Raw genomic sequence first — 11697 nt, 5'->3', positions numbered from 1 at the left:
AGTGAGTCGATCAGGGTAGTCTGGTCAACGACATAGGGCACTGGCGCAATTGGTAGCGCACCGGTCTCCAAAACCGGCGGTTGGGGGTTCGAGTCCCTCGTGCCCTGCGATTGCGGTCCGCGCAATAATTGGCGTGTAAGCGCGCCGCAAAGCTGCGTTGGATACGACGGATCAGGTGAGGACTGTGGCGATCGACACGCGCGGCGAGACCGCAGACAAGCCTAGTGGCGGCGAGAAGAAGAAGCGCACTTCACCTGCCCTCTTCTATCGGCAGGTCGTCAACGAGCTGCGGAAGGTCATCTGGCCGACACGCAAGGATCTCGTCACCTATACGACGGTCGTTCTGATATTCGTTCTGATCATGGTCGCGATCGTTTACGGGCTCGACTCCGCGCTCGGCTGGGTGGTCCTGAGGGTCTTCGGCGGGTCCTGACCCGGACGCCGCCGAGGTCCCGTGACGGAGTCGCCATTCGATACGAGGCAATTGATAGACGAAAGAGGAAGAGTCACCGTGTCCGAGTCTTCAGTTCCGGCCGACGGGCCCCGCGACGAGTGGGGCGACGAGCTGGAAGAGGCCACTGAGGAGGCCGCCGAGGCGGCCGTCGAAGAGGCCGAGCTCGCGGAGAGCGACGAGGCGGCCGATGTCGAGGCCCCCGCCGTCGAGGACGGTGCGGCCCTTTCCGACATCGACCCCGTCGAGGAGTTCAAGGGCTCCCTGCGCGGCCTGCCCGGCGAGTGGTATGTGATCCACTCCTACGCCGGTTACGAGAATCGTGTGAAGTCCAACATCGAGAGCCGCAACCTGTCGCTCAACATGGAGGACTACATCTACCAGGTCGAGGTGCCGACGCACACCGTCCAGGAGTTCAAGAGCGGCAAGAAGGTGCCGGTCAAGGAGCGGGTGCTGCCCGGCTACGTGCTGGTGCGCATGGAGCTGACCGACGAGTCCTGGGCCGCCGTGCGTAACACGCCCGGCGTGACCGGCTTCGTGGGCCTGTCCAACAAGCCGAGCCCGCTCAGCCTTGACGAGGTCGCCAAGCTGCTGGCGCCGGAGCCGACCGAGGAGAGCAAGAAGGCCTCGGCCAAGGCGAGCGCCGGCCCGACGGTCGAGTTCGAGATCGGCGAGTCGGTCACCGTCATGGACGGCCCGTTCGCCACGCTGCCGGCCTCGGTGAGCGAGATCAGCCCCGAGTCGCAGAAGCTCAAGGTGCTCGTCTCGATCTTCGGCCGCGAGACTCCGGTCGAGCTCTCGTTCAACCAGGTCTCTAAGATCTGAGTCGATCACATACACTAAGACGTTCGGTCGGCCGCCTTGTCGCGACCATCGGGAAATCTGCACAACGGACCGCCGCCACGGCCCCCGGGGACGGGGCGCCACAACGGGCGGCGGGCCGATGGCCGGTCTTCTGTTGGACAAAGGCGGCTTCCGACATGTCAGGGCCGCGTCCGCGGCCCTGACAGGCATCGCAATCAGGACCCGGAGAAGGACGAATGCCTCCGAAGAAGAAAATCGCCGCACTGGTCAAGGTGCAGCTGCCTGCCGGCCAGGCCACCCCGGCGCCGCCGGTGGGTACCGCGCTCGGTCCCCACGGCGTCAACATCATGGACTTCGTCAAGCAGTACAACGCCGCGACGGAGGCCCAGCGGGGCAACATCATCCCCGTTGAGATCACCATCTTCGAAGACCGGAGCTTCAGCTTCGTCACGAAGACGCCGCCGGCGCCCGAGCTGATCAAGAAGGCCCTCGGTCTCGACAAGGGCAGCGCGGTCCCGCACCGCGACAAGGTCGGCAAGCTGAGCCGCGAGCAGCTCCGCAGCATCGCCGAGACGAAGATGCCCGACCTCAATGCCAACGACGTCGAGGCGGCCGAGAAGATCATCGCCGGCACCGCCCGGTCGATGGGCATCACCGTCGCCGACTGACACCCATACCACCCGTGGGAGGGTCCGCGGGAGCGACCGGACCCCACTACCACTCAGGAGTCAAAGCAATGAAGCGCAGCAAAGCGCACAAGGACGCGACCGCCAAGGTCGACCGCGACAAGCTCTACTCGCCCGTTGACGCCGCGAAGCTGGCCAAGGAGACGTCGACCACCAAGTTCGACGCCACCGTCGAGGTCGCGCTGCGGCTGGGCGTCGACCCTCGTAAGGCCGACCAGATCGTGCGCGGCACGGTCAACCTCCCGCACGGCACCGGCAAGACCGCCCGGGTCCTGGTCTTCGCGACCGGTGACCGTGCCGAGGCGGCCCGCGAGGCGGGCGCCGACATCGTCGGCGCCGACGAGCTGATCGACGAGATCTCCAAGGGCAACCGGCTCAACGAGTTCGATGCCGTGGTGGCCACGCCCGACCTGATGGGCAAGGTCGGCCGGCTGGGCCGGGTGCTCGGCCCGCGCGGCCTCATGCCCAACCCGAAGACCGGCACGGTGACGCCCGACGTCGCCAAGGCCGTGACGGAGATCAAGGGCGGCAAGATCGAGTTCCGCACCGACCGGCAGGCCAACCTGCACTTCATCATCGGCAAGACGTCCTTCGACGAGCGCCAGCTCGTGGAGAACTACGCGGCCGCTCTGGACGAGGTGCTGCGTCTCAAGCCGTCGGCGGCCAAGGGTCGTTACCTGAAGAAGGTCACCTTCTCCACGACTATGGGTCCCGGCGTCCCCGTCGACCCCAACCTGACCCGCGGCCTGACCGCCGAGCTCGAGGCCTGATCTCTCTTTCTTGGTCTCCGGCCCCGCCCGTTTGGGCGGGGCCTTTCTTTCTTTTCTTCTTGTACGGCAAGCCGTGGCGACCGCCACCCGCTGTGCGGGGCTGAGGACCTCCAGGAAAACGGCCTCTGACCGGTGCGTGGCCGGGCGCCGTTACGTGCGCCCAGACCACTCGGCACCCAGCCCCTGTCACCCCACCCAGGACGCCCATCACCCTCATCACCCCAACACCGGGCACCCCGTTCCCGCATATCCGTCACGCCGCCCAGCCTGGAACACAGGCTCTCGGCCCGGAACGCGCACATCCAGGCTCGGGATCCACGCTGTCCTCACTCGGGAGGCGCCTCGCTGGGCTGGGGTCTGCCCTGTTGTCGGTGAGGGTAGGTGATGGGGTGCTGCCTGGGGTTTTGCGCTCTGGGGGTGGTGGAGGCTGGGGCGGTTGTGGAGGAAATGTGTGGGGAGTGTCGGGGATAACCCTGGGTTTTCACCTAATTGTGCGGGGAAGGCGTCTCGGCGCCGGAACTTAAAAGTAGGGTCAAGACATGCTGAAGCGCACGATAAGTCTTACCGCGGTCGCAGCCGCGCTGGTCGTGGGCGCGGTCGCCGGATGCGGATCGAACGCCCAGCCCATCCAAGTCAACCTGGCCGCGTCAGAAGTGCTCACGCAGGCTGCGCAGAAGACCGCACAGGTCAGCAGCTACACGGTCGACGCCGTGGTGAACATGGCGCACTCCGAGGGCAATGGCAAGGTGCAGGGGCGCATGCTCTACCAGCGTGATCCTCTCGCCATGGACCTCACCCTGGACACCGTCGACGTGGCCGGTCGGAGCCTGCCGGGCGGGGCGCACGCCGTGCTGCAGTCCGACGCCGTCTACGTCAAGGTCGACGCGCTCAAGGACCTCATGGGCACCACCAAGCCATGGATCAAGGTCCCGCTCACCGAGGTCGCCGGGTCCGCCGAGGTGAACCAGTACCTGAGCCAGATCCAGCAGTTCGACCTGGCCAACATGACCAAGATGGTCACGGCCTCGCAGAACGTGAAGTCCGTCGGCAACGAGAGTGTCAACGGCGAGGACACCAACCACTACAGCGGCACCTTCCCGGTCGACGCGGCCGTGCAGAACCTGCCCGCCGACAAGCAGGAGCAGGCCCGGACGAGCCTGGCGGAGCTCAGCGACGTCAAGTTCGACATCTGGGTGGCCGCCGACGGCCTGCCGCGCAAGCTGGCGCTGAACGGCTCCAAGGACGGCGCCACGCTCGACGCCACCCTGTTCTTCAAGGGCTTCAACGAGGCGGTGAACATCGAGGTCCCGCCCGCCGACCAGATCGGAGAGCTGCCCAAGGGCACGACGACGAACTGAGAACCAGCCGGACTGAAGTACGAGAAGCGCAGCCCGTTCCCGCTGACGATCAGCGGGAACGGCTGAGCACGATTTGGAAACTCGGCGGCCAGGACGTAGTCTGGTCGTTGCCGAAGACCGCCGGTCGTCGTCGGGCGCAAAGCCCGGTGACCGAAGGATCCACATCATGTGGGCGACCCGCGCAGGTGTGATGCGAGTTTCCCACGTGGAGTGATCCATGTGCGTGAGCCCCGTGTGCGCCCTGCGCCCGGGGCCGTTCTCATTTCTGGGCCTTCACCGGTGGCACATCTGGAAGGAGGCCCATGGCGAGGGCGGATAAGGCGACAGCGGTTGCCGAGCTCAAGAGCGAGTTCGAAGGCAGCGCCGCCGCCGTTCTGACCGAGTACCGCGGTCTCACCGTCGCGCAGCTCAAGGAGCTGCGCACCTCTCTCGGTGGGAATGCGAAGTTCGCCGTGGCGAAGAACACCCTGACCAAGATCGCGGCCAACGAGGCCGGTCTGCCGGGCCTCGACGGCCTGCTCACCGGTCCGACCGCGATCGCCTTCGTCAACGGTGACGTTGTCGAGGCGGCCAAGGGTCTGCGTGACTTCGCCAAGGCCAATCCCCTTCTGGTGATCAAGGGTGGCGTCCTCGACGGCAAGACGCTCGACGCCACCGAGATCACCAAGCTCGCCGACCTCGAGTCCCGCGAGGTTCTCCTCGCGAAGCTCGCCGGTGCCATGAAGGCGAAGCAGAGCGCTGCTGCCGCGATGTTCGCCGCGCTGCCCACGCAGATGGCCCAGCTGGCCGACGCCCTGCGTGCCAAGCGCGAAGAAGCGGGCGAGTAACACGGGGGTTGCCGCAGACACCGCGGTCCCGTTCCTAGATTCAGCAGAACGTCCCTAACGTAAGGAAACAATCATGGCGAAGCTCAGCACCGACGAGCTGCTCGACGCGTTCAAGGAGATGACCCTCCTCGAGCTGTCCGAGTTCGTGAAGCAGTTCGAAGAGGTCTTCGACGTCAAGGCCGCCGCGCCGGTCGCGGTCGCCGCCGCGCCCGCCGCCGGTGGTGCCGGTGGCGAGGCCGCCGCCGTTGAGGAGCAGGACGAGTTCGAGGTCGTCCTCGAGGCCGCCGGCGACAAGAAGATCCAGGTCATCAAGGAGATCCGCGCCCTCACGTCCCTGGGCCTCAAGGAGGCCAAGGACCTGGTCGACGGCGCTCCGAAGCCGGTCTTCGACGGCAAGGTCAACAAGGAGCAGGCGGAGAAGGCCAAGGCTGCCCTCGAGGGCGCCGGCGCCACCGTGACCGTGAAGTAACTTCCCCCTTCACGCGACGCTCTTCGAAAAGAGGCGGCTACACCCAGGTGCCGGGTGTGCCGCCTCTTTTCGCGTTCCCGGGGGTTGTGCGGCGGGGGCCTAGCCGGCGGCGGCGCGTACCTGGGTGATGGCGGAGGTGTCCATGTAGTCCCGGGTGTGGATGATCTCGCCGTTTCCGACGCGGATGATCAGCAGGCCGGGGACCGTGATCTGGTGCTCTCCGACCTCGACGAGGACGTTCTGCTCCACGACCACCACTTCCGGGTCCTCGGTACGGTGCAGCGCCACCCGGCGCACCTCGCGAACCCGCATCGGGGCCGGGTCCCACATGGCGTGGTAGCCCGCGCGGATCTCCTCCCTCCCCTTGTACGGCGCCAGCCCCCCGAACGGGAACTCGTGCAGCGCGTCCACCGCGTACAGGTCGGCCAGTTCGTCGGCGGACTTGTGCAGCATGGCCGCGTGATATCCGGCGACGATCTCCTCGATGGACATGAAGATCCCTCCCTTTGACTCAACGGGCGTTGACTCAACGAGCGTAGGACGAAGAGGTTGATACGGTCAACGCGTGTAGAGTCGGCCCGTGGGTGAGAGGTTGCTTCCGAGAGCCGAGCGGCGGCGCAGGACCGAGGGCCGGATCCTCGACGCGGCCAGGGCGCTCTTCGCCGAGGTGGGCTACGAGCGCGCCACGGTCAGGGCCATCGCCAGGGCCGCCGGTGTCGATCCGGCCCTCGTGATGCAGTACTTCGGCAACAAGCAGGCGCTCTTCCAGGAGGCCGTACGGATGACGCCGGTCCCGGAGCCGGGGCTGGGCGCGGAGGAGCTGGTCGAGACGCTGCTCGGCACGCTCAATCTCAAGATGGGCGAGCTGCCGCAGAGCACGCTGGCCATGATGCGGTCCATGCTCACCCACCCCGAGGCGGCGACGTCCGCCAAGGAGACGCTGGACGGCCAGATAAACCGGCTGGCCGAGGCCATCTCGGGCGAGGACGCGCGACTGCGGGCGGCGCTGGTGACGATGATCATGGTGGGCGTCACCGTCGGGCGGCAGCTCCTGGAGCTCGACGAGTTGCGTGGGGCCTCTCCGGAGGACATCGCCCGGTTGCTGCGCCCCAGCCTGCGGGCGCTCACCGGGCCCGAAGCCTCATGACTCTCGTTCGTTGGATCGAGTTCCCATTCGCTGGAACACCATTCCGGCGGCAGCGTCCGGCAAGTAGAGTGTGCGGCACGTTATCCCCTGTGTACTCCTTGCGATCGGAAGGTGGCCAGTGGGCGTCGAGGTCGTGGTCGACGGTCTGACCAAGTCGTTCGGCCGGCAGGTCATCTGGGAGGACGTCTCGCTGACCCTGCCACCGGGCGAGATCTCGGTCCTGCTCGGCCCCTCGGGCACCGGCAAGTCGGTGTTCCTCAAGACGCTGGTCGGCCTGCTCAGGCCCGATCGCGGCCACATCTGGATCGACGGCCACGACCTGGCCAACTGCCCCGAGAACAAGCTCTACGAGCTGCGCCGGCTGTTCGGCGTGCTGTTCCAGGACGGCGCCCTGTTCGGGTCTCTCAACCTGTACGACAATGTGGCCTTCCCGCTACGCGAGCACACCAGGAAGAGCGAGGCGCAGATCCGCCGGCTCGTGATGGAGAAGATCGAGCTCGTCGGCCTGCTCGGCGCCGAGTCCAAGTTGCCCGGCGAGATCTCCGGCGGCATGCGCAAGCGGGCGGGGCTGGCCCGCGCGCTGGTCCTGGATCCGGAGATCATCCTGTTCGACGAGCCCGACTCCGGTCTCGATCCGGTCCGCACCGCATACCTCAACCAGCTCATCGTCGACCTCAACGCCGAGATCGAGGCGACGTTCCTGATCGTCACGCATGACATCAACACCGCCCGTACGGTGCCCGACAACATCGGGTTGCTCTTCAGGCGGGAGCTGGTGATGTTCGGGCCGCGGGAGATGCTGCTGTCGAGCGACGAGCCGGTGGTGCGGCAGTTCCTCAACGCCAGGAAGCACGGGCCGATCGGTATGTCGGAGGAGAAGGACCTGTCCGAGCTGGCGGCCGAGGCGCTGCTCGGGCACGACCCCGGCGCGCTGCCGCCGATCCCGCCGCAGCTCATGCCGAGCGGCGACCGGATCCGCCACACCCAGCAGCCGCCGGGCGTCTGGCTCGCGGCCAACGGGGTGATCCCGCCGGCGGGCTCGTTCGTGGACGAGCGGGGGCGTAACTGGCTGGAGGAATACCCGCGCCTGGTCACCACCTACCTGCACGGCAGGCGATAGTTCACCGCCACCGGGGCGGGTGGCGGTCCAAGGCGGAGGCATGAGGGCCGACCCGTGGGGTGGCGTCGGCAGGAAGCGTTCATGGGGCCGCTGAGCCTTTCTGAGGCCGGTGAGCGTGGCGGGCGTTGATTGAGCTCGGCGGGCGGTGTGAGGGCCGCATGGGGCCGTTCTGGACGGTGTGAGCGGGGTGTGAGGGACAGGGCGAGCGGGGTGTGAGGGACAGGGCGAGCGGGGTGTGAGGGACAGGGCGAGCGGGGTGTGAGGGACAGGGCGAGCGGCGGGCCGCAGTCGGGCGTCTGCGGCGGGCTGTTCGGGCGGGCCGGAAGGCGGCTGTGGCGGCCGGGCCGGGTTTCGGGGCGGGGGAGATCGCGTTCGGCGCTCAGCGGGCCTCTGAGGGCCGTCTGGAGGCATTTGCGGGTGATCTGACCGGCCTTGACCGATTCGCTGGGAGGGCTCCTCGACGCGGTGGAAGGCATCCACAGCCTCCGCGACCCCGGTGCGCACGGCCTCTTGCCGCCGTTCGGTGGTGTGGGCGGTTGGGGGTGGTTGTGTTCGGGTCAGACCCCCTGAGTTGTTTCGGGGGCTGGGCGTGGGAGTGGCGGGTTATGATCCGGCGACCGGCCAGGGAAGGGGTGAGCGGACGTGGCTGGACCTGCTGTTCGCCCCGCCGGCATCGTGATCTCGGCACTCAGCGGGGTGCTGGCGGTGCTGGTCGCCACGGGCGTGTGGATCGCCGCGCAGGCGCGCGACGAGCAGGGCAGGGCAGGCGACAAGGAGGCCGCGCTGCTGGCGGCGGGCACGCACGCGAAGAACCTGATCTCGCTCGACTACCGCACCGCCGACGCCGACGTGAAGCGCATACTCCAGACCTCGACCGGGACCGCCAGGGCGGAATACGCGGCCAACGCGGCCAAGCTCAAGTCCACCACGATCGCGAACAAGGTCGTCCAGCACGGCGTGCTGCGCGCCACCGGGCTGGTCTCCCTGGCCGGCGCCAGCGCCAAGGTGCTGGTCGTGGCCGACGTGGAGATCCGCTGGGACGGATCCGACAGCAAGCCCCAGGAGCGGTACTACCGGTGGTCGATGGACCTGGCCAAGGTGGGCGGCGGCTGGCTGGTGTCCAAGGCGGTGCAGGTCAGATGAGGGCAGTCGTGATGGTGCTGCTGGGCATCCTCGTGGTCGCGGCGGGGGTGCTCGTACCGACGATGTGGTTCGACCTGCGCCGCCTGCAGGAGGCCGACGCGGCGGGCGCCCAGGCCATGGCCGCGGCCAGGCAGGCGGCGCCCGACCTGCTCTCCTACGACTACCGGACGGTGGAGGCGGACCTGGCCAGGGCGGGGAAGTACACCACGGGCGCGCTGACCGGGCAGTACAAGGAGCTGGCCACCACCCTGGCACCCAGGGCCAAGGCCCAGAAGGTCGTGCAGACCGTGGCCGTGGCGGGGGTCGGGGTCGAGCGGGCGGAGCCGGACCGCGTAGAGGTTCTGCTCTTCGTGAACACTGGTACGGTCAAGGAGATCCCCGGTGAGGCCGAGCCGCAGCAACAGTTCACCCAGAATCGGGCCAGGTTCGTCATGGTGCGGCAAGGTTCCCGCTGGCTGGTGGCCGACCTGTCCACCCTGCTGGGGGCCGCCTGATCGGCCGGGCGCGCCGCTTCCTTCAATTGTTACCAAAAATCAGGTTTAGCGAAGCCTTTGGCGAGGGTAATCAAGTCACAGCTACACCGGTTGTCGGCATGGGTTCGACCCTCGGTGTGACGGAGCGTTAACCGCCCCCGTTCGCGGGTATCGTCTTGGGCCTGGCGGTAAGCGACCCGTCACGTAGGGGAGAAAACCCAGCGTCCGGGCTCGAAGGCGGCTAAAAGTCGGGCTTGTGGGCTTGACGTTTCCGTCTGAACGGGCGATGCTGCGACCAACGTGGAGCATGCAGCGAGGGCGAAGTGGACAGGCGTGTGCCGTTCGGCTACACTGCCCCTTTGCGCTGCCCTTTGACGACCCGCGATGCTTGCTCACGTTGCGAGGTTGTCTGGCGTGCGTGTAGTCAGTCCGCCGCGAGCCCTCGGAAGGACATCTGTTGGCAGCCTCGCGCAACGCCTCCGCCGTACCCGCTGGTCCCCGTCGCGTCTCATTTTCGCGCATCCAGGAGCCCCTCGAAGTTCCTGACCTTCTCGCCCTGCAGACCGAGTCGTTCGACTGGTTGCTCGGCAACGAGAAGTGGAAGGGCCGGGTAGAGGCGGCTCGCCAGGCCGGGCGCAAGGACGTCCCGACCCAGTCGGGCCTCGAAGAGATCTTCGAAGAGATCAGTCCGATCGAGGACTTCTCGGGGACCATGTCCTTGTCGTTCCGCGACCACCGGTTCGAGCCGCCGAAGTACTCAGTCGATGAGTGCAAAGACAAGGACATGACCTTCTCCGCCCCGATGTTCGTGACGGCGGAGTTCATCAATAACACCACCGGTGAGATCAAGAGCCAGACGGTGTTCATGGGCGACTTCCCGCTCATGACGCCGAAGGGCACGTTCATCATCAACGGCACCGAGCGTGTCGTGGTCTCGCAGCTGGTCCGTTCGCCGGGCGTCTATTTCGAGCGCACGGTCGACAAGACGTCGGACAAGGATCTGTACGGCTGCAAGGTCATCCCGTCCCGGGGGGCCTGGCTGGAGTTCGAGATCGACAAGCGCGACAGCGTCGGTGTGCGCATCGACCGTAAGCGTAAGCAGGCCGTCACCGTGCTTCTCAAGGCGCTGGGATGGACCAGCGAGCAGATCCTCGAGCGGTTCGGCCAGTACGAGTCGATGCGGGCCACCCTGGAGAAGGACCACACGGCCGGTCAGGATGACGCGCTGCTGGACATCTACCGCAAGCTGCGGCCCGGTGAGCCGCCGACCAAGGAGTCGGCGCAGACCTTGCTGGAGAACCTGTACTTCAACGCCAAGCGGTACGACCTGGCCAAGGTGGGCCGCTACAAGATCAACAAGAAGCTCGGGGTGGACTCTGAGATCACCCAGGGCACTCTGACCGAAGAGGACATCGTCGCCACCATCGAATACATCGTCCGCCTGCACGCGGGCGAGGAGTCGATGCCGGGCGCCAATGACCGCGAGGTGATCGTCGAGGTCGACGACATCGACCACTTCGGCAACCGCCGCCTGCGCAGCGTCGGCGAGCTGATCCAGAACCAGGTCCGGCTGGGCCTGGCCAGGATGGAGCGCGTCGTCCGCGAGCGGATGACCACGCAGGACGTCGAGGCGATCACGCCGCAGACCCTGATCAACATCCGCCCGGTCGTGGCCTCGATCAAGGAGTTCTTCGGCACTTCGCAGTTGTCGCAGTTCATGGACCAGACCAACCCGCTGGCGGGTCTGACGCACAAGCGGCGTCTGAACGCGCTGGGTCCCGGTGGTCTGTCCCGTGAGCGGGCCGGCTTCGAGGTCCGTGACGTGCACCCGTCCCACTACGGCCGGATGTGCCCGATCGAGACCCCGGAAGGCCCGAACATCGGCCTCATCGGCTCGCTGGCCTCCTACGGCCGGCTCAACGCCTTCGGTTTCGTGGAGACGCCCTACCGCAAGGTCGTCGACGGCAAGGTCACCGAACAGATCGACTACCTGACGGCCGACGAGGAAGACCGCTACGTCAAGGCGCAGGCCAACACGGCGCTCAACGCCGACGGCACGTTCGCCGAGGCTCGCGTCCTGGTCCGCACCAAGGGCGGTGAGACCGAGCTGGCCCGGGCCGACGAGGTCGACTACATCGACGTGTCGCCGCGCCAGATGGTGTCGGTCGCCACCGCGATGATCCCGTTCCTGGAGCACGACGACGCCAACCGCGCGCTCATGGGCTCCAACATGCAGCGCCAGTCGGTGCCGCTGCTCAAGAGCGAGGCGCCGCTGGTCGGCACCGGCATGGAATACCGGGCCGCGACCGACGCCGGTGACGTCATCAGCGCGGAGAAGGCCGGTGTGGTCGAGGAGGTCTCGGCCGACTACATCCCGTCATGAACGACGACGGCACCCGCAACACCTACCGGGTGGCCAAGTTCAAGCGGTCCAACCAGGGCACCAGCT

At 67.0% G+C, this 11697-nt stretch carries 12 protein-coding genes, 1 tRNA gene and 1 pseudogene; 13 read left to right on the top strand and 1 reads right to left on the bottom strand.

What is annotated here, in order from left to right; translation table 11 throughout:
• The first annotated feature begins 34 nt into the window (after nucleotides 1–34).
• The 8 genes from ABGB18_RS41740 to rplL all read left to right on the top strand — a co-directional run bounded on the left by ABGB18_RS41740 (nucleotide 35) and on the right by rplL (nucleotide 5365).
• Nucleotides 35–107 (top strand) — tRNA-Trp (locus tag ABGB18_RS41740).
• Nucleotides 108–184: 77 nt separating this feature from the next.
• On the top strand, nucleotides 185–433 hold the full coding sequence (gene secE / locus ABGB18_RS41735) for a preprotein translocase subunit SecE (protein WP_347701220.1): 249 nt from the start codon (nucleotides 185–187) through the stop codon (nucleotides 431–433).
• Between the two features lie 78 nt (nucleotides 434–511).
• A complete protein-coding gene (gene nusG / locus ABGB18_RS41730; RefSeq protein ID WP_347701219.1) occupies nucleotides 512–1276 on the top strand; it encodes a transcription termination/antitermination protein NusG in 765 nt (254 codons plus the stop codon).
• Nucleotides 1277–1491: 215 nt separating this feature from the next.
• Nucleotides 1492–1923, top strand: a complete 432-nt coding sequence (gene rplK, locus ABGB18_RS41725) for a 50S ribosomal protein L11 (protein WP_347701218.1) — start codon at nucleotides 1492–1494, stop codon at nucleotides 1921–1923.
• Between the two features lie 68 nt (nucleotides 1924–1991).
• Nucleotides 1992–2711, top strand: a complete 720-nt coding sequence (rplA, locus tag ABGB18_RS41720) for a 50S ribosomal protein L1 (protein WP_347701217.1) — start codon at nucleotides 1992–1994, stop codon at nucleotides 2709–2711.
• Between the two features lie 539 nt (nucleotides 2712–3250).
• Nucleotides 3251–4069 (top strand): DUF1396 domain-containing protein, encoded by an 819-nt coding sequence (locus ABGB18_RS41715; protein ID WP_347701216.1) that lies wholly within the window; start codon nucleotides 3251–3253, stop codon nucleotides 4067–4069.
• A gap of 302 nt (nucleotides 4070–4371) precedes the next feature.
• Nucleotides 4372–4896, top strand: a complete 525-nt coding sequence (gene rplJ / locus ABGB18_RS41710; protein WP_347701215.1) for a 50S ribosomal protein L10 — start codon at nucleotides 4372–4374, stop codon at nucleotides 4894–4896.
• A 73-nt stretch (nucleotides 4897–4969) separates the two neighbouring features.
• Nucleotides 4970–5365, top strand: a complete 396-nt coding sequence (gene rplL, locus ABGB18_RS41705) for a 50S ribosomal protein L7/L12 (protein WP_347701214.1) — start codon at nucleotides 4970–4972, stop codon at nucleotides 5363–5365.
• A 99-nt stretch (nucleotides 5366–5464) separates the two neighbouring features.
• On the opposite strand, the gene ABGB18_RS41700 is transcribed toward rplL, so the two are convergent.
• Entirely contained in the window at nucleotides 5465–5857 is a 393-nt protein-coding gene (locus ABGB18_RS41700) for a nuclear transport factor 2 family protein (RefSeq protein WP_347701213.1), read from the bottom strand.
• Nucleotides 5858–5945: 88 nt separating this feature from the next.
• Here ABGB18_RS41700 and ABGB18_RS41695 point away from each other — a divergent pair, with 88 nt between their 5' ends.
• From ABGB18_RS41695 to ABGB18_RS41675, 5 genes and pseudogenes are all read left to right on the top strand, one after another.
• Entirely contained in the window at nucleotides 5946–6512 is a 567-nt protein-coding gene (locus ABGB18_RS41695) for a TetR family transcriptional regulator (RefSeq protein WP_347701212.1), read from the top strand.
• A gap of 118 nt (nucleotides 6513–6630) precedes the next feature.
• A complete protein-coding gene (locus ABGB18_RS41690; RefSeq protein ID WP_347701211.1) occupies nucleotides 6631–7632 on the top strand; it encodes an ABC transporter ATP-binding protein in 1002 nt (333 codons plus the stop codon).
• 642 nt (nucleotides 7633–8274) lie between these two features.
• Nucleotides 8275–8775: a hypothetical protein gene (locus tag ABGB18_RS41685; RefSeq protein ID WP_347701210.1), complete on the top strand. Its 501-nt coding sequence runs from the start codon at nucleotides 8275–8277 to the stop codon at nucleotides 8773–8775.
• A complete protein-coding gene (locus ABGB18_RS41680) occupies nucleotides 8772–9269 on the top strand; it encodes a hypothetical protein (protein WP_347701209.1) in 498 nt (165 codons plus the stop codon). Before ABGB18_RS41685 ends, ABGB18_RS41680 begins: the two co-directional genes overlap by 4 nt.
• 436 nt (nucleotides 9270–9705) lie before the next feature.
• A pseudogene (locus ABGB18_RS41675) lies at nucleotides 9706–11697 on the top strand (DNA-directed RNA polymerase subunit beta); the annotation flags it as partial.

The sequence above is a fragment of the Nonomuraea sp. B12E4 genome, from assembly GCF_039871825.1.
Lineage (GTDB): Bacteria > Actinomycetota > Actinomycetes > Streptosporangiales > Streptosporangiaceae > Nonomuraea.
The sequence above is the reverse complement of the archived record's forward strand: the minus strand, read 5'-3'. Positions and strand labels throughout refer to the sequence as shown.

Bases quoted from the DNA above. Each gene is read 5' to 3' on its own strand.
- rplK (WP_347701218.1), top strand. From the start codon at position 1,492: ATGCCTCCGAAGAAGAAAATCGCCGCACTGGTCAAGGTGCAGCTGCCT.
- rplA (WP_347701217.1), top strand. From the start codon at position 1,992: ATGAAGCGCAGCAAAGCGCACAAGGACGCGACCGCCAAGGTCGACCGC.
- ABGB18_RS41715 (WP_347701216.1), top strand. From the start codon at position 3,251: ATGCTGAAGCGCACGATAAGTCTTACCGCGGTCGCAGCCGCGCTGGTC.
- rplJ (WP_347701215.1), top strand. From the start codon at position 4,372: ATGGCGAGGGCGGATAAGGCGACAGCGGTTGCCGAGCTCAAGAGCGAG.
- rplL (WP_347701214.1), top strand. From the start codon at position 4,970: ATGGCGAAGCTCAGCACCGACGAGCTGCTCGACGCGTTCAAGGAGATG.
- ABGB18_RS41700 (WP_347701213.1), bottom strand. From the start codon at position 5,857: ATGTCCATCGAGGAGATCGTCGCCGGATATCACGCGGCCATGCTGCAC.
- ABGB18_RS41680 (WP_347701209.1), top strand. From the start codon at position 8,772: ATGAGGGCAGTCGTGATGGTGCTGCTGGGCATCCTCGTGGTCGCGGCG.